Here is a 22293-nt window from a genome sequence, read left to right on the forward strand (position 1 = left end):
GCGCCCAGGAGGGGTCCCTTGCGTGCCCATCTACGGCTGAACAGGGGCGATGGTCAGCTGAGCAGGCTGCGAATTTCTTTTCGCGTATCAGCCACCACGGCGGCGAGTCCGTTGCCGGCAACCCACCCGCCCACAATGCCGAGGCCGGCCTCTGCCGCGCAGAGCTTCCTGACCTCGGCCACCCGGGCCTTGTGTCCTACGGCCGCGAACGGCAGGGCCCCTTGCCACCTGACAACATCCCAGCCGACGACGTCGGTCCCCTGCACCGGGACGTCCAGCAGGGACGAAGCGTCATGCAGGGCAGCAGCCAGGAGTTCGGTGTCGAGGGCAGGGGCGGCGCCGCCGGTATCCGGGGTCCCGGTTGCCAGCCTCCCGGGTTCCGAAGCTTCCAGCCGGCCGTACGAGAGCCGCAGCACGTGGGTCCCGGGACCTGCGGCAGCGGCCAGCCAGTCCCACTTCGCGGTTGCATGCGTGAGGGCTTTAGCCTGGATGCCCGGCGTCTGGGGCGCTACCAGGATCCCGGTACCACGCGGCCGGCGGTCAAGTTCGGGCAGGTCCACCACCAGGGTGACGAGCTGGACATCCGGCCCACTTTCGGGGCTCCTGCCGGCGAGGGCGGGTACGGCCGCCTGAAGCAGCCCCACCGCGGCCGGGCCGGGCAGCGCCACCACCAGCAGGGCGCCGTCGTACGCTGCGTCACCGGCGGTGACCCGCCACCCGTCCGTCGTCCGTTCGACGGCGTCCGCGGCTGTTCCGCTCAGCAGCGTGACCCCGCGGCTGCGGAGATCGCTGAGAAGGGCCCACACCAGGGTGTGCATCCCGCCGTTGAGGCCGGCGACGGCGGAGCCCGCCTTCGCGACGGACGGCCGGGTGGAACCGCGCCGCTGGGCGGCCACCGCGGCCGCGAGGGAACCGTGCTCACGGATTCCCGCCCGGAGGCCAGGGGCCACCATGTCCACGTCCAGGAGACCGGGGTCCGCGGAATGCACGCCGCCCACCACCGGGGCCACGAGCCGCTCCAGCACCCGGCGGCCCATCCGGGCCCGCACCAGCGCCGCGACGCTGGTGACGTCCGCCGACGCACCGATCGAAGCCGGCAGGTACTTATCCAGGGACGCCCGCAGCGAACCCACAAACCCCAGCGACCGCCTGACCTCCGGGTCCCAGGGGTTGGCCGGAATGCCCAGGACTCCCGTCTTCGGCAGTTCGCGCGGGCCGTCCGGAAGCTGTACCCAGGCACCGCCCGGGCGGGGCGCCACAACCTTGTCGCCGAGTCCAAGTTCATCCGCAAGCTCAGCCACGGCTGAGGAGCGTGTGGCGAAGGACTCTGCCCCGCTGTCCAAGGTGAGGCCGGCCACCACATGGCTGCCCACGCAGCCGCCCCAGGATGCTGTGGCTTCGAGGACGGTCACGGTGCGTCCGGCAGCTGCCAGCTCCCGTGCGGCCAGCAGGCCGGAGATGCCGCCGCCCAGGACAAGGGCGGTCTGGGCCGGCGTCGCGGAACTGCCCACGGTCCTACTCCGGGGAAATGGAGTGGATGAGTTCTACAACGCGGGTCAGCACCGTGGGGTCGGTTTCGGGTGGCACACCGTGGCCAAGGTTGAGCACGTGGCCGGGCGCAGAGGCGCCTGCTGCAATGACTGCACGCACATGGGCTTCCAGCACTTCCCAGGGCGCGGACAGCAGCGCGGGATCGATGTTTCCCTGCAGTGGCACCGTTCCGCCCAGGCGCCGGTTGGCCTCGTCCAGCGGAAGGCGGTAGTCCACGCCCACCACGTCCACGCCGACGTCGCGCATGGCAACGAGCAGTTCGGAGGTTCCGGTACCGAAGTGGATCAGCGGCGCGCCGAGGTGGCGGACGTGGTCCAGCGCCCGGGCCGAGGCCGGTGCCACGAACTTGGTGTAGTCGGCCAGTCCCAGCGATCCTGCCCAGGAGTCAAACAGCTGCCCGGCGGAGGCGCCGGCTTCCAGCTGGGCGCGGAGGAACATTCCCGAGGCGTCGGCGGCCCAGTTGGCCAGCGCCGTCCAGGTTTCCGGGTCTGCGTGCATCATGGTGCGCGGGCCGAGGTGGTCACGGGAGGGTTTGCCCTCCACCATGTAGGCGGCAAGGGTGAACGGGGCCCCGGCGAAGCCGATCAGCGGGGTCTTGCCCAGCTCGGCGACGGTCAGCCGCACGGCTTCGCGGATCGGTTCCAGCGCCTCCCAGGTGAGCTGCGGCAGGGCGGCCACGTCTGCAGCCGTGCGCACCGGCTTGTCCAGCACGGGGCCCACGCCCGGCACAATGTCCACGCCAACGCCGGCCAGCTTGAGCGGAATGACGATGTCGGAGAAGAAAATGGCAGCGTCCACGTCGTGGCGACGGACGGGCTGCAGCGTGATTTCAGCCGCGAGCTCGGGCCGCAGGCAGGAATCCAGCATTGCCACGCCTTCGCGCACTTTCAGATACTCCGGCAGGGAGCGCCCGGCCTGCCGCATGAACCACACCGGCCGCCGCGACGGCTTGCCGCCACGGTAAGCCGTGATGAGCGGCGAATCTGCGGTGCGGCCATCCATCAGCGGATGGTCGGCAGCAAGGGCACCGGCAGCAGACACGGCATTGGACACGGCGGAGCTGGAAGTCATGCCTTTGATTGTGCCCAAAATTGGCCCTAAAAGATAACGACAGCCTGTCACCTGGAGCCGCCCCGGCCGCACCGTGGCAGGAATCACGGCCCTCCACCGCCCGTGGCCGATTGGCGGGTTGTTCTACCGGGCAACGAAAAAGCTATGATTGATCTGCTGTGGTTCTTTTTTCATTGGTGGCTACACACGCCGACATCGACCTTGAGACCGTTGCTCAACTGAGCAACGGTGCTTCCGGGATCGCCACATCCGCACTCTCCGGATCGCCGGCAGTGACGGGTGCGGTGGTGCTTGCCACCTGCAACCGGTACGAAATCTACGGCGAAGCGCCCCACGCTGACGATGTTGAGGCTGCCCGCGCCGCCCTCGTGTCCGAGATCAGCGGCCTCAGCGGACTCAACGAACAGCTCGTGTCCCGCTCCTTCAGCACGCGCACCGGCCCCGAAGTCAGCCAGCACCTTTTCGCCGTCAGCGCCGGGCTGGACTCCGCCGTCGTGGGTGAACGTGAAATCGCCGGCCAGGTCCGCCGCGCCCTCATCACTGCCCAGCACGAGGGCACGGCCAGCTCCGGTCTGGTTCGCCTCTTCCAGGCCGCGTCCAAAACGGCCAAGGATGTCGGTGCGCAGACCGCCCTCGGTTCCCGGGGCCTGTCCATCGTTTCGGTGGCACTGGATCTGGCCACCGATCTTTCCGAGAGCCCCGACTGGTCAGCGAAGAAGGTGGTGGTGTTCGGCACCGGCGCCTATGCCGGCGCCACCATGGCGCTGCTCCGCGAACGGGGCTGCACCGACATCTCCGTGTTCTCCTCGTCGGGACGCGCCGAAGCGTTCGTCGCCACCCGCGGCGGAATGGCGCTGGACAGCGATTCCCTGCCGCTGGCAGTTGCCGCGGCTGACGTTATGATCGGCTGCAGCGGCTCCGACACCAGGGTTGAGGCCGGCGAACTTGCCGAGATCCGCGCCGAGTCCCCCCAGCCGCTGATCGCGATTGACCTCGCCCTCACCCATGATTTTGACCCGGAAGTCGGCCAGCTCGACGGCGTTGAGCTGCTCACACTCGAATCCGTGCGGTTGGCGGCACCCCAGGAACAGGCCGAGTCACTCACCCAGGCCAGCGGCATTGTGTCCGGCGCGGCCCAAGCCTTCGAACAGGAACGGGAAGCCCGCTCGGTGGATTCGGCGATCGTGGCGCTCCGCAGGCACACCATGAACGTCCTGGACGCGGAAATGGAGCGTGTCCGCGCCCGCCACGGCTGCACGGCCGCCGCTGAGGAAGTGGAGTTCGCCCTCCGCCGGATGGTCAAGCAGCTGCTGCACGTGCCCACTGTCCGTGCCCGTGAGCTCGCCGCCAACGGCCAGCAGGACGACTACGTGTCCGCGCTCGAAACCCTGTACGGCATCACCGTGGAGCAGCCTGCTGCCGCAACACCGGCGGAGTGCCCCGTGGACCACCGGGGCCTCGAAACCGCCTGACCCCCAGCGACGCTCTCTCACTTATTGCACGTTTCTCAACGACGCTCTCTCACTTATTTCAGGTTTCTCAGCGACGCTCTCTCACTTCCTTCAAGGTAGTGAGAGAGCGTCGTCGAATTAGGGGCGAAAGGTGAGAGAGCGTCGTATGGTCAGTAGATCGGCTTCTGCGGCTCCACGTCGCGCACCCAGGCCAGGATTCCGCCGTCGAGGTGGCTCACCCGCTGGTAGCCGGCCTTCCTCGCGGCCTCCAGCACATTCGCTGACCGGGTACCGGCCTTGCAGTGGAACACAATGTCCTTGTCCTGCGGGAGTTCCGCCCAGGCCTCCCCCGCGAGGATTCTGCCCTGCGGGATCAGCACCGAGCCGTCGATGCTCACGATGTCGTGTTCGCCGGTTTCCCTGACGTCCACCAGCTCGAAGTCCTTCAGGCCTGCCTTCCGGGACGCCAGCATGGTGGCCAGCTGGGTCGCCGTCACCGTGTGCTCGGTGTCCGCGGAAGCGGCTGGGGTGATGCCGCAGAACGCTTCGTAATCGGTCAGCTCCGTAATGGGTTCCGCCGCCGGGTCTTTGGACACGCGGATCTCGCGCCAACTGCCGCCCAGGGCATCAAACAGTGCCACCCGGCCCAGGAGTGAACGCCCGACGCCGGTGATCAGCTTCACCGCCTCGGTCACCATGAGGGCACCCACACCGGCGCAGAGCATGCCGAAGACGCCGCCCTCGCCGCAGGAGGGCACGGATCCGGCCGGCGGGGCCTCGGGATAGAGGTCCCGGTAGGTGGGTCCGTGCTTTTCCCAGAACACGCTGACCTGGCCGTCGAAGCGGAAGATCGATCCCCACACATAGGGCTTGCCGAGGATGGCGGCGGCATCGTTGACCAGGTAGCGGGTGGCGAAGTTGTCCGCCCCGTCCAGGATCAGGTCGTAGTCCGCGAACAGCTCCAGTGCGTTGGAGGCATCCAGCCTGACGTTGTGCAGCCGGACCTCCACGAGCGGGTTCAGTGCGGCGATGGCGTCCCGCGCGGATTCGATCTTGGGCCGTCCGACGTCGGCGACGCCGTGGATCACCTGGCGCTGCAGGTTGCTGAGGTCCACATCGTCGTCGTCGATGATTCCCAGGGTCCCGACGCCGGCTGCCGCCAAGTAGAGCAGCGCGGGCGAGCCCAGTCCACCGGCGCCGATGACCAGCACCCTGGCGTTCTTCAGCCGCCGCTGCCCCACCGCTCCGATTTCGGGAATGATGAGGTGTCGCGAGTAGCGTTCCACCTCGGCCGGCGTCAGTTCACCGGCGGGCTCCACCAGCGGTTTAAGCGAGACAGAGGAATCATTTACGGTCAAAGTCGAAGCCATACTTCAATGTATGCCCCGAGATACCGCCCGGTCATATTACCGCGCAGTATTGTGTAAGTAACGGCAAGGGAAAGTAGGGCAACTGTGGTCCATGAAGCACGGGCTGACCGGGCGTCCGGCGGGGAACCGCCAACACCTCAACGCACTGCAGGCCAGCGGTCCGCCCGGCTTCCCCGGGACGAGCGCCGGGCGCAGCTCCTCGCGGCGGCCCAGGAGGTTTTTGTCGCCAACGGCTACCATGGCGCTGCCATGGATGAAATCGCCGAAACGGCCCATGTCAGCAAACCGGTGCTGTACCAGCACTTCCCGTCCAAACGCGAGCTGTATCTTGCCCTGCTGGACAGCCATCTCGCGTCACTGACGGACCTGATGCTCGGTGCATTGAGCTCCACTACCGACAACGACGAACGTGTCCAGGCCGTGATGCGTGCTTACTACCACTTCATCGCCAGCGACGACCAAGCGCACCGCTTGGTCTTCGAATCGGACCTCATCAACGATCCCGACGTCAGTTCACGCCTCGAGACATTCAACAAAACCTTCGCGGACGCCGTTGCCCGCGTGATTGCCGAGGACACCAAACTTCCCCCGCTGGAGGCGCAGCTCCTGGGCCGCGGCCTGGCCGGCATGGCCCAGGTCAGCGCCCGTTATTGGCTCGAAACGGACGGGAACCTGGACCTCGATGTGGCCAGTGACCTCATTTACCGTTTAGCTTGGCGCGGAATCTCTCGCTTCCCCAAAGAGTCCTAGACTACAAATAAGAGAACCCAAGAAACTTTGATTGGCTGGGAGGCCCCCTTTTGGAAATTAAGATCGGCATTCAGAACATCGGCCGCGAAATCGTCCTGGAATCGGCTCAGGATGCTGACACTGTAGCCACGGTCGTTGAAGAAGCCATCACCAAGGGCACCGACCTCCGCCTCAAGGACGACAAGGGACGCATCATCATCGTTCCCGGCAACGCCCTGGGCTACGTGGAAATCGGCGCCGAAGAGGCCCGCAAGGTCGGTTTCGGCCAGTTCTAGCACGTCCGCGGCCAGCCGCCTTGGCGGCTGGCCGCTGCTTTCCGAGGAGATTCCATGCTTTCGCTGACCATCGTTGTCCTGGTCACAGCGGCCGCAGGCTTTATTGTCTGGGCCAATGACAAGCGCCACACCCGGTACGGCACCGGGTTGCCCGCCGGAGTTGCCGTGGTGGTCGGTACGGTCAGCTGGATCATCTTCATCGCGGCAGGTTTTGGCTACCAGCCCGGCCTGACGTGGATTCCCTGGGTTCTGCCCATGGCGCTCGGCACCGTCGCTGCCGTCGGGACGGTCATGTACCTGGGCCGGACGCGCGAAAGCCACGATACGCAGCGGCTGACGGAGGCGCTCAAACTGTAGTTTTGGGCCCGTTCCTTAAGTACCCGTGACCACCACCCAGCAGGGTGGTGGTCACGGTCCTTTAGCCGGCGGCTTAACCCACCGGCTGGGCTGTGGCGCCGAGCCGGGCGGCAGCAGCACTGACCGCCGCAGCAGCAGCGGCATCCCGCTCCGTGACCTCGCCGCCGGCGTCGTGGGACGTGTAGCGCAGATGCACCCTGTTGTAGCGCCAGTCAAGGTCCGGGTGGTGGTTCTGCTCTTCCGCCAGGCGTCCGACGGCGGCAATCAGTTCCAGTGCGGCGGCCGCCGTCGGCGTCTTGTAGACAGCGACGAGCCCGCCCAGCCGGTACTGCCAGTTGGGCAGCCCGGCCAGGACGGCGTCGATCCGCTCCTGCGTGAGTGTATCTTCCTTGCCGGCCACAGCGTCCTCCTTGGCTCGTCCGGTGAGCCCGCCCCTGCGTTGGTCGAGGGCGCCAGGCGTGGAGTAAGCGGCCTAGAGAAACTCTGCCCGGCCTTCCATGGCCGATGACGCAAGGGCGTGCTCGCGGCGCGGAATCCTGCCGGCCGCTTTCGCCAGCCTACCGGCGATGACGGCGTGTTTGAAGGCCTCCCCCATGAGTGCCGGGTTCTGCGCACGCGTGACCGCAGTGGCCAGCAGCACGGCATCACAGCCAAGCTCCATGGCCAGCGCGGCGTCGGATGCCGTGCCGATGCCGGCGTCCAGCACCACGGGCACCGAGGCGCGCGAGACGATCAGTTCGATGTTGTGTGGATTCAGGATTCCCAGGCCGGTGCCGATGGGCGCACCGAGCGGCATAACCGCGGCGGCACCCAGGTTTTCCAGCCGAAGGGCAAGGACCGGGTCATCGTTCGTGTAGGCGAATACTTTGAAGCCCCGGTTAACGAGCTGTTCCGTAGCATCCACCAATTCGACGGCGTCCGGCAGCAGGGTCTGTTCGTCGGCGATGACTTCCAGCTTGATCCAGTCTGTTTCCAGCGCTTCGCGGGCCAGTTCCGCCGTCATAACCGCGTCCCGGGCCGTGAAGCAGCCGGCAGTGTTGGGCAGGATCCGGATCCCGTGGTCCACCAGGAGCTGGAAAAGGGACCCCGATTCTGCCGGCGAATAGCGCCGCAAAGCCACCGTGGTCAGTTCGGTTCCGGAGGCCAGCAGGGCGGCGCCCAGCCCGTCGAGGCTCGGGGCGCCGCCCGTGCCCATGATGAGGCGGGAGCCGAGCTCGACGCCGTCGATCACCAGCCGGTCAGTGTCCTCGGGCCGGTTTTGTGTGGTGATGTTGCTGGTTACTGTCATGGTGTCAGCCTCCCTGGACTGCTGTGACCAGTTCGACGTCGTCACCTTCGGCGAGCGCCGTGACGAACCACTGGCTGCGGGGTACTACTTCGGAGTTGTGGGCGACGGCGACGCCAAGTTTCTGCCCATCTGTCGCCTGGCCGTTGGCCGCGAGAGGACGGCCGGTGATCTGGCTGATGAGCGTCGTGATGGAGGCGTCCTCCGCCACGGAATGGCGCGAGCCGTTAAGGGTGATGTTCATGCTGATTCCTTCTGTGGGTCGAGATCCTTCGTGCTGATGTCCTTGCGCAGGGACTGTGTGCCGGCTCCGTGGTGCTTTCCTGAAAAGCGGGCCGGGCTGAGGGCCGCCCATCGCGGGTCGGTCCGGCCGTCCAGCAGGTCCCGGCAGATGGCCGCCGCCGCTGGAGCAAGCAGCACTCCGTGGCGGAAAAACCCGGTGGCAACGATCAGCCCGGCAATGTTCCCTGTGTTCCCGCTGCCCGTGATCCCGCTCCCCGTGTTCCCCTCCGCTAGGGAGGAAGCCGGTACGCGGCCGAGGAGAGGTGCGTTGTCCGGGGTCGCCGGCCTGGCCCGTGCCGTGCATTCCAGGAGTTCAAGCTCCGACACTGCCGGCACCAGGACCTGGGCGTCCCGCAGCAACTGGTAGACACCGCCGGCCGAGACAGCTGCGTCGCCCGTCCCTGCGAGCGCGTCCTCTCGCTGCGTTGCCCCGATCACCACGGTGCCGTCCTGCCGGGGAACGATGTAGACCGGCACGCCATGGACCATTCCGCGGACCGTCGAGGTGAGGAGCGGGCGCAGGTGCCGTGGAACAGCCAGGCGCAGGATGTCACCGTAGACGGGCCGCAGGGGTAGGTGCAGTCCATCCGGCAGGCCATCCAGCGAGGCCGCCTGCAGTCCGTTGGCCACGATGGTCTCCCGGGCCTGGACCGTTCCGCCGTGGGCGAGCTTCACGCCGCTGACGCGGCCGTCCTCCCAGAGAAGGGCTGCAGCCCGTTGGTCAACGGCGAATCCCCCGCGGGAACCTGCCACGGCGGTTCCTGCTCCCGGTTCGTGGACGGCCAGGACTTCCTGGAGGCACGCCACAAGTTTCCGTGGATCCACCTGGTGGTCGGCGGGAATGTCCAGGGCGCAGGATATGGCCGGGCTGAGCAGGGATTCCCTGGTCCTGGCCGCACGGACAGTCAGCAGTTCCACCATCAGGCCGCTGGCCTGCTGCACGGCCCGGAGGTCCATCAGCGCGCGGCGGTCCGCAGCGTCCGCGCCGATGGCGAGGGTCGGCGTCGTCAGATATCCGGTATCGCCAGCCCCGGCCAGGGCGAGGCCTGCCGCGAAGGCAGGCCAGAGGCCGGAGGAGGCAAGCATCAGCTCAAGGAGGTCTTCCTCCTGGTAATGCAGTTCGCTCACGGGGGCAAGCATGCCGGCGGCTGCCCAGCTGGCGCCGTTGCCCGGCGCGTCATCGATCAGCACAACCGAACGGCCGGACCGCCGGGCCTCCCAGGCTATGGCGTGGCCGATGACTCCGCCGCCGATGACTGCCACGTCGGCGTGCAGGACGGCAGGGTGCGTGATGGGGACGCTGGCTGATTCACGCCCACGTGAGTTGTTTGTTGCGGGGGGCATATGGTTCCTTCCCTACGCCGGTACTAGCCGGATCAGGTCAAGCGGTCGGCTCTGACGCCCTCTCAGCCCGGCCGCTTTGTGACGGCTGCAACGGGCTCCCGCAGTACTCGCCCAGTTTAGGGGAATTAGGCTTGTTTCCATGAACGCGCAATCCTTCGCCGCTGCAGGCACGCCCTCCGCCACCTCGTCCACTCCCGAAACCTTAGCCGGAACAGTCCCCGCCGGCGGCATAGTCACCGGCCTCCCGCACAGCGCAAGGCTGTACCTGTGCACCGACGCGCGCCGGGACCGCGGGGACTTTGGCGAGTTTGTGGACGCGGCCTTTGCCGGCGGCGTGGACATCATCCAGCTCCGCGACAAGGCGATCGAGGCGGCGGAGGAGCTGGAGCTGCTGGCCGTGCTTCGGGCCGCGGCCGAACGCCACGGGAAGCTGTGGGCCGTCAACGACCGTGCCGATATCGCGCTGCTGTCCGGCGCCCCCGTCTTCCACATCGGGCAGAAGGACCTGCCGGTCGCTTCCGCCCGCACCCTGCTCGGCCCGCCCGCAACAATCGGGCTTTCCACGCACACTGCCGAGCAGATCGAAGGCGCCATCCGGCTGTCCGGCGGGCTGCCTGCCGAACACGGCCTGGACTACTTCTGCGTTGGACCGGTCTGGGCCACGCCCACCAAACCCGGCCGGGCCGCCGTCGGCCTTGACCTGGTGCGGTATGCGGCCGAAGCAGTCCGCGCCGCCGGTGGCACCCAGGCCACGCTGCCCTGGTTTGCCATCGGCGGCATCGACCTCGGCAACGTGGAGCAGGTGGTGGAGGCCGGCGCAGGCAGGATCGTTGTGGTGCGTGCCATCACCGATGCCTCCGACCCCGCGGCTGCGGCCGCGGCACTCCTTGCCGCCCTGGACGCGGGCGCGTCCTGACAATCCCCCGCGTGGCGGACGGCGGGCGTGCACGATACGTGGAAATCGGGCTAACCTGATTTTCGTGTCACATCATAGGTTGGCCCCGAATGTCCACGAGCAGACCAACGACCTCGCGGCGGCGCTGAGCGCCCTGCGGACCGAGCTGGAACTGCCGGGTCCATACCCGGCGGAGGCGGTCCGGGACGCGCAAGCGGCAGTGGCCGCACACGAGTTGCCGGGTGCTGACCTGACGGACGTGGACTTCCTCACCATCGATCCGGCGTCGTCCACTGACCTGGACCAGGCGCTGTTCATCGAGCGCGCGGGCACCGGCTACCGGGTGCGGTACGCCATCGCCGACGTGCCGTCCTTTGTCCGCCCCGGCGGCGGACTGGATGCGGAGACCCGGCGCCGCGGCCAGACGTTCTACGCCCCCGACGGCCGGATCCCGCTGCATCCGGAGGTCATCAGCGAAGGGGCCGGCAGCCTCCTGGCCGGGCAGCTGTGTTCCGCCTTCGTGTGGGATTTCGGGCTGGACGACGCCGCTCAGGTCTCCACCGTGAGCGTCCGGAGGGCCAGCATCCGCAGCCGGGCCAAGCTGAGCTACAAGGGAGTCCAGGCCGAACTCGACGCCGGAACGGCCGGACCTGTCCTGCAGCTCCTGAAGGAAGTGGGCCTCAAGCGCGTTGAACTGGAGCGGCAGCGTGGCGGCGCCAGCCTGAACATGCCTGAGCAGGAAATCGTGCAACTGCCCGACGGCGGCTACCGGATTGCCGCCGCGCCGCAGCTGCCGGTGGAGGACTGGAACGCCCAGATTTCCCTGATGACGGGGATGGCGGCGGCAGACCTCATGCTGGCAGGAAAAGTGGGCATCCTGCGCACCATGCCCGCCCCGGACGAGCGCTCCCTGCGTCACTTCCGCCTCCAGACCGAGGCCTTGGGTAAGCCATGGGACGGCAAAATCAGCTACGGCGAATACCTCCGCAGCCTTGATCCGACAGAGCCCCGGCAACTGGCCATCCTGCACTCCGCCGGAATGCTGTTCCGCGGCGCCAGCTACACGGCGTTTGACGGCACAGTCCCGGAAGCCGCCATCCAGGCCGCCATCGGCGCCGCCTACGCCCACACCACGGCACCGCTACGGCGTCTTATCGACCGCTTTGTCCTGGTGATTTGCGAAGCCCTGAGCAACGGCAACCAGGTACCGGACTGGGCGCGGGAAGCCCTGCCGTCCCTGCCGGAGATCATGGCCGGATCCGACCAGCTGGCATCGCGGATGGAACGCATGGCGCTGGACACTGTGGAGGCTGCACTCCTGGTCAACCACGTGGGCCAGGAATTCGATGCGATCGTCATTTCCGGCTCCAAGCCGCAAAAAGACAACGGCAACGGCGGCGGGAAAAACGGCAACGGCTCAAAGAACGGTGCCGCAAAAAACGGGAACGGCCCCTCGGGGATCATCCAGATCGCCGAACCCGCCGTGACGGCCCGGTGCGGCGGCGACCTGGAATCCGGCACCAAGGTGCGGGTCCGCCTGATCTCCTCCGATATTGCTGCCCGCGAGGTCCACTTCGAGCTGCTGGCCTGAAGGGTTTCCGCCCTGCCTGATCGGCCCAAAGCCGGGATTCATGGTCCGTACGGCTAGACTGAAGAAGTAGATATGGATGCCCGGTCGTTGATTTCCTTGATTTTGAATTCAACAAGCCCGCCCCTACGCGATCTTGAGATGCACCCGTTGGTCACCAGTGCCAGCATTTTGACAGCCCGCGATCGGCTTCCACTGGATTTGCTTGCGCGCTTCGAGCGTGCTCCGGAACGGCCACGTTGGCCGGCCCGTTGAGCAGGCAGCGCCAATGCCCAAATGAATAAGGAAACTCCCCTGTGAGTGAATTGCATACCCACCAGATCCTGACTGACGACTCCGGCATCGAGACGATCGAACCCGAAGAAACCATCATCTCGGACGAGAAGCCGCACGAGATCGAGGAGAAATCCTTCGCTGACTACAACGTCCGCGCCGACATCGTGGAGTCCCTTGCCGACGCCGGGATCACCCACCCCTTCCCCATCCAGGCCATGACCCTGCCGGTGGCGCTTTCGGGCCACGACATCATCGGGCAGGCCAAGACCGGCACCGGCAAGACCCTCGGCTTCGGCATTCCCGCCCTGCAGCGCGTAATTGGTCCGGACGACGCCGGCTACGACAAGCTCGCCGTTCCCGGCGCACCGCAGGCCCTGGTCATCGTGCCCACCCGCGAGTTGGCCGTCCAGGTGGCCAACGATCTCCAGAACGCGTCCCGCAAGCGCAACGCCCGCATCACTACCATTTACGGCGGCCGCGCCTACGAGCCCCAGGTCGAGGCCCTGCAGCAGGGCGTCGAAGTTGTTGTCGGTACTCCCGGCCGCCTCATCGACCTGTTCAAGCAGAAGCACCTCGTCCTGAAGAACGTCAAGATGGTCATCCTTGACGAGGCCGACGAAATGCTGGACCTCGGCTTCCTCCCGGACGTGGAAACGCTCATCGCCGCCACGCCTGCGGTCCGCCAGACCTTGCTGTTCTCCGCCACCATGCCGGGCCCGGTCATCGCCATGGCCCGCCGCTACATGACGCAGCCCACCCACATCCGGGCCGCTGATCCCGACGACGCGGGTCTCACCAAGCGCGACATCCGCCAGCTCATCTACCGCGCCCACAGCATGGACAAGATCGAGGTTGTTGCCCGCATCCTGCAGGCCCGCGGCCGCGGCCGCACCATCATCTTCACCAAAACCAAGCGCACCGCCGCGAAGGTTGCCGAGGAGCTCGTGGACCGTGGCTTCGCCGCCGCCGCCATCCACGGGGACCTGGGCCAGGGCGCCCGCGAGCAGGCCCTGCGGGCCTTCCGCAACAACAAGGTGGACGTCCTGGTGGCCACCGACGTCGCCGCCCGCGGCATCGACGTCGACGACGTCACGCACGTTATCAACTACCAGTGCGTTGAGGACGAGAAGATCTACCTGCACCGCGTGGGCCGCACCGGCCGCGCCGGCAACAAGGGCACCGCCGTGACTTTCGTTGACTGGGACGACATGCCGCGCTGGGGCCTGATCAACAAGGCCCTGGGACTCAGCGTCCCGGAGCCCGTGGAAACGTACTCCTCCTCCCCGCACCTTTACGAAGAGCTGGACATCCCTGAAGGCACCAAGGGCCGCCTGCCCCGCAACAAGCGCGTGCTGGCCGGCGTCGACGCCGAGGTCCTTGAGGACCTGGGCGAGACCGGCAAGAAGAACACCCGCCCCAGCGGTGGGCGCGACGGCGGGCGCGACAGCAACCGCGACGCCGGCCGCACCGGTGGTCGCGACAGCACCAGCCGCCGCACCGGCGAGCCCCGCGGACGCTCCGGTGAGCGCCGTCGTCGTACTACCGACACTGCAACCGCCGGCACCGGTCCCGCCCCGGAGCAGGTTGCTGCGGCACCGGCCGAAGGCGAAGTGGACCCCCGTGCCCGCCGCAGCCGGACCCGCACCCGCCGCCGCAACGGCGAAGTGGTGGCCGGCGCCGACACCCGCGCGCAGCCCGGCAGCACCGAGGCATAACAGCCCCGATGACTGACACCGTCTGGGCGCCGGACGGCAGCAACCTGGTGGTTCACGCGGACAACGCGGAGTTCCTCCCCTCGCTGCCGGACGGCGCCTTCACCTTGATTTACGTTGACCCGCCGTTCAACACCGGCAGGGTGCAGAAGCGCCAGGAAACGCGGATGGTGCTGAACACCGACGGCGACGGCGACCGCGTGGGCTTCAAGGGGCGTTCCTACGACACCATCAAGGGCGCCCTGCACCGGTACGATGACGCCTTCAGCGACTACTGGTCGTTCCTGGAACCCCGGCTGGTTGAGGCATGGCGGCTGCTGGCCGACGACGGCACGCTCTACCTCCACCTGGACTACCGCGAAGTCCATTACGCCAAGGTGATGCTTGACGCGATCTTCGGCCGGGAGTGCTTCCTCAACGAGATCATCTGGGCCTACGACTACGGCGCCCGCGCCAAGTACCGCTGGCCCACCAAGCACGACAACATCCTCGTGTACGTCAAGAACCCGGCGAAATACCACTTCGACAACGCCGAGGTGGACCGCGAGCCGTACATGGCGCCCGGCCTGGTGACACCGGCGAAGCGGGAACTCGGCAAGCTGCCCACCGACGTGTGGTGGCACACCATCGTCTCCCCCACGGGCAAGGAAAAGACCGGCTACCCCACGCAGAAGCCCGAGGGCCTCATCCGCCGCGTAGTGTCGGCGTCAAGCCGGCCCGGTGACTGGTGCCTGGACTTCTTCGCCGGTTCCGGAACCCTCGGCGCCGTGGCGGCCAAACTCGACCGGAAGTTCGTCTGCGTGGACCAGAACCAACCGGCGATCGATGTGATGTCCAAGCGGCTGGGCGCCAAGGCAACCTTTACGTCGTTCCCGCCCAACTAGGTCGCATTAGATGTCGTTATGGGCGCCCATAACGACATTAAATGCGACCTACTTGCGTCAGTGGCCTCCCACACAGCCTCCCAGCAGCTGGATGCCGTGCTCGGTTTGCCGGTTCATCAACACAGAACCCTTGGAATTGCAGATGGCGTTGACCAGCAGGGCGTGGCCGTCGCCGCTCTGGAAGTTGCCTTTCTGGCCGATGGGGAAGTCCGGGGCCATCGCCTTGAGCGTTCCCGGCGGGACAAATGCCCAGACTTCAGCCTCTCCGGGGAAGACACTGGGGAGCCAAACCCAGTTTCCGTTGATAACAGGTCCCGCGGTACAGTCGGCGCCGCAGGCAGCGGGCGGCCTGCTGACGTTGACGCAGTCCAGCGCATTGGCGGCGGTGGGAACAAACATAAAGGCGGCAGCAAGCCCAGCTGCAGCGAGTGACTTTCTAAACATGGTTTCTCTCCGTCTACCGTTATGGATAGTGCATGACGACGAGACCTTGATGGCAGTGCAAACCGCCGCTCCCCAGCAAGGGCAAGAATACTCAGAGATGACGATTAGTCAATACGCTAGCGTAACCCCCGGGCGACTCCCCACGGGCCTTTGCCATTGCCGTTGACAGGCACCATGGCGTGCCACAGAATATCCGGAGCCGGCCCTCCCAACCGGGCCGGCTCGCCTAAGGGAACATACCGCGGCGTCTGGCTCAAGGAACAGGGGTCCACCATGGCCGGTGTGAGCAAAACACGGAGGACCCGCCACTCCCGGTTCATCCCGGTGGGGATGGCCGCAGTGCTGTTGTTGACCGGCTGCACCGCCACGCCTGACGGCATTCCACCCCGCACAAACCCACCAAGCCCAACCGCTGCAGCCACATCGCCAGCCGCCGCTGCCGCGCAGTGCGTTTCCGATGTCGCCACGGTTATCGCAGCCCCTGCTTCAACGGGAGCGGCACTCCCGGCATCCCTGGCAGCCTCCCTCGATGCCGCAGCACGGTCATCCTTCAAGGAAGCAGCCGCCCCCGGAGCGATTGTTGGCGTACGCACGCCCGAAGGGATCTGGACCAGTTCGTACGGTTTCGCGGACCCCACCACGAACGCAGCCATGTCCCCGGACATGCACCTGAGGATCGGCTCCGTCACCAAGACATTCACCGGCACGCTGATCCTCCAGCTGGCCGAGGACGGCAAGCTGTCGCTCAATGACACCATCGACAAGTTCTACCCGGGTATTCCGAACGGAAACACGATCACCCTGAAGATGCTGGCCAACATGACCAGCGGGATCGCCAGCTACTACACCCAGGCCTTCCTGGACGTCTATTTCGCGCATCCGGAGACGATTTTCACGCCGGATCAGCTGGTTGCCTACGGTGTCTCGGCCTCGCCCATCTTCAGCCCAGGCGAGAAATTCAATTACTCGAACACGAACACGGTCCTGTTGGGCAAGGTGATCGAGAACGTGACCGGACAGCCCATTGCGGACGTCCTCCAGCAGAGGATCCTGGCGCCGCTGGGGCTGAAGGGCACCAGCTGGCCCGGCGACTCACAGGCCATTCCGGCGCCGCACCCGCAGGGCTATACGCTCCAGGGCAGCGGTACGCCGGAGAATCCTGCCAATGCCACGAACTGGAACCCCTCCTTTGGGTGGACTGCCGGGGCAATGATCTCCACCGTGCAGGACCTCTTGGTGTACGGCCGGGCACTGGGCACCGGGCAGGGCCTCCTGTCCCCGGCGACCCAAGCTAAACGCCTGCGGTCCTTCCCGGAACCGGCCGGCTACGGTTTCGGCTTCGCGTGCGTTGGCGGGTGGGTGGGCCACACCGGCGAACTGCCCGGCTTCAACGCCACCCTGTACTACGACACTACGTCGGACACCTCGGTGGTGGTTCTCGTCAACAGTGACATCGCCTCGGGAAGTTGCAGCGAGTCATCGACGCTCATCGACAATCCGGAAGACCTCCCGTGCTCGTCCCCGGCCACCCGCATGTTCGTCGGACTGTCGACGGCCCTGGGGCACCCCTTTGTCCCGAACCCCGGCAGGTAGTACGTCTCAGCGCACCACCGGAGTCCCCGTGCCCAGCTCCTCAATCCGAGCCAGCACCTCCGCAGTGGTGAGATTCTCCCCCAACAGGTTGGGCTTGCCGGTGCCGTGATAATCAGAGGAGCCCGTAATCAGCAGCCCGTGCTTGGCTGCGAGGCCCCTGAGGAATTCCCGCCCCTCCTCGGGGTTGTCGCGGTGGTCGATCTCCAGGCCAACCAGGCCGGCGTCGATCATGTCGCGGTAGGTGCGCTCCGCCACGATCCGGCCCCGGCCGGACGCCACGGGATGCGCGAACACGGGAACACCACCAGCGGCACGGACCAGTTCGACGGCGGTGGCGGGATCGGGTGCGTAGTGCTGGACAAAGTAGCGCGAATGGGATGTCAGGATGGACGTGAACGCCTCCGAGCGGTCCGCCACCACGCCGGCCGCCACCAAAGCATCAGCGATGTGCGGCCGGCCCAGGGTGGCCCCGGGAGCCACGTGGTGGATGACGTCGTCCCACGTCAGCGGGTAGTCTTCGGCGAGCAGGGTCACCATGCGTTCGGCCCGGGTGAGGCGCGCGTCCTTGGCCTTGGTGATCTCGTCAAGCAGCCCAGGGTGGGCAGGATCGTGCAGGTAACTCAACAGATGAACACTGATGCCTTGCGCGGTCCGACACGAAACCTCCATGCCGGGAACCAGCGCCACCCCGTTTTCCAGCGCCGCGAGGGATGCTTCGGCCCAGCCGTCCGTGGAGTCATGGTCGGTCAGTGCCACCACGTCCAGGCCCGCCCGGGCAGCCGAAGCCATCACGTCGGCGGGGGTTTCGGTGCCGTCCGAAACATTCGAGTGGGCATGCAGGTCAATCCTCACTTCCCCAGCCTAGTTGACCGCGTCGCTCGGGTATTGGCCCTAGTCTCGGTGCTGGTGAGACGATGGTGCCGTGAACGATGCCGAAAATACCCTGAACTCTGCCTCCCAGCCCCTCGACGAGCGCGTCAACAACCGCTCTCAGCGGCCCAGTTCCGCTGCCTTCAAGGCCTTTATGGCCAGCAATTGGGCGCCTTCCGAGCAACACCTTCCGGTGCTCGACGCCGTGGCCCACTACGCCGCGGCCCGGCGCAAGGCCATCTCGGAGAAGTTCAAAGGCGAACGCCTGGTCATCCCCGCCGGTCCGCTGAAGGTCCGCTCCAACGACTGCGATTACAGGTTCCGTCCGCATTCGGGGTTTGCGCATCTCACCGGCCTGGGCCTGGACCACGAGCCGGACGCCGTCCTCATTCTGGAACCCGCCGGTGAAGGAAAGGGCGACGGCGGCAGCCACCACCGTGCCACGCTGTTCTTCCGACCGCTGGCCGGCAGGGACACAGAACAGTTCTACGCTGACTCCCGTTCCGGCGAATTCTGGATCGGTGCCCGGCCCACGCTTGCCGAGTTTGAAGCGCGGCTGGGCCTGGCCACCGCCCACATCGATGGACTTGAGTCCGCGATCACCAAGAACGTGGGCGCCCCGGAGATCGGCGGCATCTCCATCCGGCTGGTCCGCAAGGTGGACGAGAACATCGACGCCCTCGTGGATACCGCCCGGTACAACACTGCCAAGGACCCGGACAACCTGGACCTCGCCGTCCTGGATGCACTGGATGAAAAGCTTTCCGAAGCGCTGTCCGAACTCCGCCTCCTGAAGGATGAGTGGGAAATCGAACAGATGATGACGGCGGTAGCGGCGACCGTTGAGGGCTTTGTGGAGGTAGTCAAAGCCCTGCCCCGCGCCCTGACCCATGCCCGTGGCGAGCGTGTCGTCGAAGGTGCGTTCTTTGCCCGTGCCCGCGAGGTAGGCAACGAACTGGGCTACGACACCATCGCCGCCGCCGGCAACAACGCCACCGTCCTGCACTGGACTCGGAACACCGGCAGGATCAACGCCGGCGAGCTGCTGCTGCTGGACGCGGGCGTTGAAGCGGACTCGCTCTACACCGCGGACGTCACCCGGACCCTGCCGGTCAACGGCACGTTCACCGCAGTCCAGCGCAAGGTCTACGAGGCAGTCCTGGATGCCGCCGACGCCGGATTCGCTGCTGCCCAGCCGGGTGCCAGGTTCCGGGACATCCACACCGCCGCCACCAATGTGTTGGCGGAACGCCTCGCCGAGTGGGGACTGCTCCCGGTGAGTGTCGAGGAAGCCGTCGGCCCCGAAGGCCAGCAGCACCGCCGCTGGATGCCCCACGGCACCAGCCACCACCTCGGCCTGGATGTCCACGACTGCGCCCAGGCAAAGCGCGAACTGTACCTCGACGGGATCCTTACGGAGGGCATGGTCTTCACCATCGAACCCGGCCTGTACTTCAAGAACGAGGACCTGGCCATCCCGGCGGAGTACCGCGGCATCGGGGTGCGGATCGAGGACGACATCCTGATGACGGCCGACGGTCCGGTGAACCTCAGCGCCGCGCTGCCCCGCAAGGCCGACGACGTGCAGTCCTGGATGGCAGGCATCTACCAGGAACTGGACGCTGGTTTGGCAACCGGAGACATCCGCTAGAAGCAGTTGCGTCCAGCGCATCACCGCCGTGATGCGCTGGACGTCCATACCCTTGGGTGAAGCTCTCATAACAGTTTTGGCAATCGCTTGCCAAAAGTTGGCGCTGATGAATACCCTAGCCGCAGAGAAAGAAAATCGTAGACTGAGTTTTAGTCTCGGGTCTCTGCCGCAATGTATGTCTTCAAAGGAGAAGTCTCATGGGTATGTCTAAACCGCGTCGCATTGGCACTATCGCCGCAGCGGCCATTTCCGTCCTTATGCTGGCCGCATGCGGCGGCTCGGGCGGCACAGGCGGTACCACCTCCGGCGCCACGGGCGGCAAGGTGGACGGCACTGGAAAAACGCTTAACGTCCTGATGAGCGTCACCGCACAGTACCCTCAGGAACAGCAGGCCTGGTTCAAGGAAATGAGCGCCAAGTTCAAGGCGGAAACCGGAGCCGACATCCAGTGGGAAACGTTCGCCAGCGCCAATGACGAGATGACCCGGATCCAAACGTCAGTCGTCTCGGGCCAGGGTCCTGACGTCTACGGGCTCGGTACTACGTTCACCCCCACGGCTTACTCCACCGGGGCGTTCGTGAAACTCGGTGACAACGAATGGAACCAGCTTGGCGGCAAGGACAAGTTCGTTCCCGCGGCGCTCGGCATTTCCGGTCCGGACGAAGGCAACCAGATCGGTATCCCGTTCGTAAGCCGGCCGTTCGTGATGGCCTATAACACCGAGCTGCTGGCAGCTGCCGGGATCGAAAAGCCTGCCACCACCTGGGATGAATTCACCGAGCAGGCAAAGAAGCTCACCACGGGCGACCAGTACGGTGTTGCCGTGGCCTACAAGGACAACTTCGACCCCTGGAAGTACATCTGGGGCATGTCCATCCAGGCCGGCAACCCCATCATTGACGGAACCGAGGTCCGTCTCGATGACCCCATCACCAAGAAGGCTTACGAGACCTACTTCGGCTGGGTGACCAAGGACAAGGTGGTCGATCCCGCCTCCGTTGGGTGGGCCAACCCGCAGGCCCTGGCCGCCTTCGCAGCCGGCAAGGCAGCGTACTTCCCCATGACCTCGCCGCTGTCCATCCCCGCCCTCGATGCCTCGGCCGTCAAGGGCAAGTACAAGTATGCCCTGATGCCCACAGTTCCCCCGGGCGAGACCTCCAACCCTTCGGACGGCAAGCCTGCCGCCAGCATCCTTTCCGGTGACAACCTCGTGGTAGCTGACTACTCGAAGCAGAAAGACCTCGCCTTCGCGTTCATCAAGATGATCACCGACAAGGATGTCCAGCTCAACTACTTCAAGGTCTTCGGCCAGCTTCCCGCCAACCAGGAAGCCGCAAAGGAACTTGCAACCAACGAAGTGATTGCGCCGGCCCTTGAGTCGGGTGCCAAGTCCGTTGCGACGCCGTTCAGCGGCGCGTGGGGCGATGTCCAGCTGTCACTGACCAACGTGGTTGTCCAGTCCATTCCGGATCTTTCCTCCGGTGCCGTCAGCGACTCCAACCTGTCCCAGCGGCTCAAGGACGAACAGGCCAAATCGCAGACCGCACTGGACCGGGCCAAGAAGTAAGACCGACCCACCAACTGCGGAAGGTTACGGAAAATGGCTAGCAGCGTTACCGAGCCCCGGCCATCGGACAGCAGTCCGGTGGCCGGGGCGTCCGCCGGACCCGGCGAAACCACACCCCCTGGGAAGCGACGAAAGGGGCTCAGCGAGAGGAACCGGCCTCTTTGGCTCCTGATCCCCGGCGGACTGCTGATGACGATTGTCATCCTCGTCCCCCTGGCCATGGGCATCTGGATGTCCCTGATCGATCTGGATCAGTACACCCTTCGCCAGTGGGTCAGTGCCGAATTCATTGGCATTCAGAACTACATTGAAGCGGCACTCAGCAGCGAGTTGCTCCGCTCCATCTGGCTCTCTGTTTCCTTCGCGGTGATTTCCACGGCGGTGACCGTCCCGCTGGGCGTGGCCGCCGCCGTCGTCACCCAAAACGCCTACCGCGGCCGTGCCCTGGTGCGCTCCGTGTTCCTGATCCCCTACGTCCTGCCGTCGTTTGTGGTGGCCAGCGTGTGGCGGACCATGCTGCAGCCAGATGGCATCGTCAACGTGACCCTGACCAATATGGGAATGGGCGGCGGATTGTGGCTTAACGGCCCGAACGCGTACTGGACACTGGTGTGGGTGGAAATCTGGGCGGCCTGGCCGTTCATCTACCTGCTGGCACTGTCCGGCCTGCAGGCGGTGGACCACGAGGTCCACGAGGCGTCGGCACTGGACGGGGCACTGTGGTGGAACAAGCTGCGGTACGTGATCTTCCCTTACCTCAAGGGACCGGTTTCGCTCGCCTTCCTGCTTGCCACGTTGAACCACATCAACAACTTCACCCTCCCCTATGTCCTGTTTGGTGCGCCGGCACCGTCGGATGTGAACGTGTTGCCGATCCTGGTTTACGTCACCAGTTTCCAGAGCTTCCGGTTTGGCCTCAGCGCCGCCATGGCGGTCGTTTCGCTGATCCTGATCGCGATTCCGCTCTTCATCTACCTGCGCGCAGTCCGGCTTGATGTGCACGAAGGAGGAAAGAAGTGACCATCGACGCGGCAAACCCGATCGAGCAGCAGAAGAAGCAACCCATCCGGCGTGAC

21 protein-coding genes and 1 riboswitch are annotated in these 22293 nt (G+C 65.9%); of the genes, 12 read left to right on the forward strand and 9 right to left on the reverse strand.

Annotation, left to right across the window (positions count from 1 at the left end; all coding sequences use genetic code 11):
- Positions 1-53: 53 nt before the first annotated feature.
- A complete protein-coding gene (locus AC3IT0_RS14805; protein WP_489320498.1) occupies positions 54-1511 on the reverse strand; it encodes a protoporphyrinogen/coproporphyrinogen oxidase in 1458 nt (485 codons plus the stop codon).
- 4 nt (positions 1512-1515) lie between these two features.
- Positions 1516-2622: a uroporphyrinogen decarboxylase gene (gene hemE / locus AC3IT0_RS14810; protein WP_489320499.1), complete on the reverse strand. Its 1107-nt coding sequence runs from the start codon at positions 2620-2622 to the stop codon at positions 1516-1518.
- A gap of 158 nt (positions 2623-2780) precedes the next feature.
- Here hemE and AC3IT0_RS14815 point away from each other — a divergent pair, with 158 nt between their 5' ends.
- Positions 2781-4094: a glutamyl-tRNA reductase gene (locus tag AC3IT0_RS14815; RefSeq protein ID WP_489320500.1), complete on the forward strand. Its 1314-nt coding sequence runs from the start codon at positions 2781-2783 to the stop codon at positions 4092-4094.
- Positions 4095-4243: 149 nt separating this feature from the next.
- Here AC3IT0_RS14815 and moeB read toward each other — a convergent pair whose 3' ends face one another.
- Positions 4244-5443, reverse strand: a complete 1200-nt coding sequence (moeB, locus tag AC3IT0_RS14820) for a molybdopterin-synthase adenylyltransferase MoeB (RefSeq protein ID WP_489320501.1) — start codon at positions 5441-5443, stop codon at positions 4244-4246.
- Positions 5444-5527: 84 nt separating this feature from the next.
- On the opposite strand from moeB, the gene AC3IT0_RS14825 reads away from it, so the two are divergent.
- From AC3IT0_RS14825 to AC3IT0_RS14835, 3 genes are read left to right on the forward strand one after another with little or no spacing between them, the layout of a single operon-like run.
- Positions 5528-6193 carry a TetR/AcrR family transcriptional regulator gene (locus AC3IT0_RS14825; protein WP_489320502.1) on the forward strand — a complete coding sequence of 222 codons (666 nt, stop codon included), beginning with the start codon at positions 5528-5530 and terminating at the stop codon, positions 6191-6193.
- A 50-nt stretch (positions 6194-6243) separates the two neighbouring features.
- Entirely contained in the window at positions 6244-6468 is a 225-nt protein-coding gene (locus AC3IT0_RS14830) for a DUF3107 domain-containing protein (RefSeq protein ID WP_354251332.1), read from the forward strand.
- 54 nt (positions 6469-6522) lie between these two features.
- Entirely contained in the window at positions 6523-6825 is a 303-nt protein-coding gene (locus tag AC3IT0_RS14835; protein ID WP_489320503.1) for a hypothetical protein, read from the forward strand.
- Positions 6826-6898: 73 nt separating this feature from the next.
- On the opposite strand, the gene AC3IT0_RS14840 is transcribed toward AC3IT0_RS14835, so the two are convergent.
- The 4 genes from AC3IT0_RS14840 to thiO form a co-directional block, all read right to left on the reverse strand.
- Positions 6899-7225: a 4a-hydroxytetrahydrobiopterin dehydratase gene (locus tag AC3IT0_RS14840; RefSeq protein WP_489320504.1), complete on the reverse strand. Its 327-nt coding sequence runs from the start codon at positions 7223-7225 to the stop codon at positions 6899-6901.
- Positions 7226-7297: 72 nt separating this feature from the next.
- The gene (locus tag AC3IT0_RS14845) at positions 7298-8113 is read right to left on the reverse strand and encodes a thiazole synthase (RefSeq protein WP_489320505.1); all 816 of its coding nucleotides are present in this window, start codon (positions 8111-8113) and stop codon (positions 7298-7300) included.
- A 4-nt stretch (positions 8114-8117) separates the two neighbouring features.
- Positions 8118-8354, reverse strand: a complete 237-nt coding sequence (thiS, locus tag AC3IT0_RS14850) for a sulfur carrier protein ThiS (RefSeq protein WP_489320506.1) — start codon at positions 8352-8354, stop codon at positions 8118-8120.
- Positions 8351-9736 carry a glycine oxidase ThiO gene (thiO, locus tag AC3IT0_RS14855; RefSeq protein ID WP_489320507.1) on the reverse strand — a complete coding sequence of 462 codons (1386 nt, stop codon included), beginning with the start codon at positions 9734-9736 and terminating at the stop codon, positions 8351-8353. The genes thiS and thiO overlap by 4 nt, the downstream gene beginning before the upstream one ends.
- Positions 9729-9848, reverse strand: a riboswitch (TPP riboswitch). It overlaps the preceding gene by 8 nt.
- Before the next feature lie 27 nt (positions 9849-9875).
- Here thiO and thiE point away from each other — a divergent pair.
- From thiE to AC3IT0_RS14875, 4 genes are all read left to right on the forward strand, one after another.
- Positions 9876-10652: a thiamine phosphate synthase gene (thiE, locus tag AC3IT0_RS14860; RefSeq protein ID WP_489320508.1), complete on the forward strand. Its 777-nt coding sequence runs from the start codon at positions 9876-9878 to the stop codon at positions 10650-10652.
- 64 nt (positions 10653-10716) lie between these two features.
- Positions 10717-12222 (forward strand): RNB domain-containing ribonuclease, encoded by a 1506-nt coding sequence (locus AC3IT0_RS14865; RefSeq protein ID WP_489320509.1) that lies wholly within the window; start codon positions 10717-10719, stop codon positions 12220-12222.
- Positions 12223-12515: 293 nt separating this feature from the next.
- On the forward strand, positions 12516-14210 hold the full coding sequence (locus tag AC3IT0_RS14870; RefSeq protein WP_489320510.1) for a DEAD/DEAH box helicase: 1695 nt from the start codon (positions 12516-12518) through the stop codon (positions 14208-14210).
- An 8-nt stretch (positions 14211-14218) separates the two neighbouring features.
- A complete protein-coding gene (locus tag AC3IT0_RS14875; protein ID WP_489320511.1) occupies positions 14219-15091 on the forward strand; it encodes a DNA-methyltransferase in 873 nt (290 codons plus the stop codon).
- A 57-nt stretch (positions 15092-15148) separates the two neighbouring features.
- On the opposite strand, the gene AC3IT0_RS14880 is transcribed toward AC3IT0_RS14875, so the two are convergent.
- Positions 15149-15535 (reverse strand): hypothetical protein, encoded by a 387-nt coding sequence (locus AC3IT0_RS14880; protein WP_489320512.1) that lies wholly within the window; start codon positions 15533-15535, stop codon positions 15149-15151.
- Between the two features lie 273 nt (positions 15536-15808).
- On the opposite strand from AC3IT0_RS14880, the gene AC3IT0_RS14885 reads away from it, so the two are divergent.
- Positions 15809-17128 carry a serine hydrolase domain-containing protein gene (locus tag AC3IT0_RS14885; RefSeq protein WP_489320513.1) on the forward strand — a complete coding sequence of 440 codons (1320 nt, stop codon included), beginning with the start codon at positions 15809-15811 and terminating at the stop codon, positions 17126-17128.
- Positions 17129-17134: 6 nt separating this feature from the next.
- On the opposite strand, the gene AC3IT0_RS14890 is transcribed toward AC3IT0_RS14885, so the two are convergent.
- Positions 17135-17980, reverse strand: a complete 846-nt coding sequence (locus tag AC3IT0_RS14890; RefSeq protein ID WP_489320514.1) for a PHP domain-containing protein — start codon at positions 17978-17980, stop codon at positions 17135-17137.
- A gap of 70 nt (positions 17981-18050) precedes the next feature.
- On the opposite strand from AC3IT0_RS14890, the gene AC3IT0_RS14895 reads away from it, so the two are divergent.
- The 3 genes from AC3IT0_RS14895 to AC3IT0_RS14905 all read left to right on the forward strand — a co-directional run bounded on the left by AC3IT0_RS14895 (position 18051) and on the right by AC3IT0_RS14905 (position 22237).
- Positions 18051-19649: an aminopeptidase P family protein gene (locus AC3IT0_RS14895; RefSeq protein ID WP_489320515.1), complete on the forward strand. Its 1599-nt coding sequence runs from the start codon at positions 18051-18053 to the stop codon at positions 19647-19649.
- Between the two features lie 203 nt (positions 19650-19852).
- Positions 19853-21217 carry an ABC transporter substrate-binding protein gene (locus tag AC3IT0_RS14900; RefSeq protein ID WP_489320516.1) on the forward strand — a complete coding sequence of 455 codons (1365 nt, stop codon included), beginning with the start codon at positions 19853-19855 and terminating at the stop codon, positions 21215-21217.
- Between the two features lie 33 nt (positions 21218-21250).
- Positions 21251-22237 (forward strand): carbohydrate ABC transporter permease, encoded by a 987-nt coding sequence (locus AC3IT0_RS14905; protein ID WP_489320517.1) that lies wholly within the window; start codon positions 21251-21253, stop codon positions 22235-22237.
- The last annotated feature ends 56 nt before the right edge of the window (positions 22238-22293 follow it).

The organism is Pseudarthrobacter sp. KH_020_B, assembly GCF_057840185.1.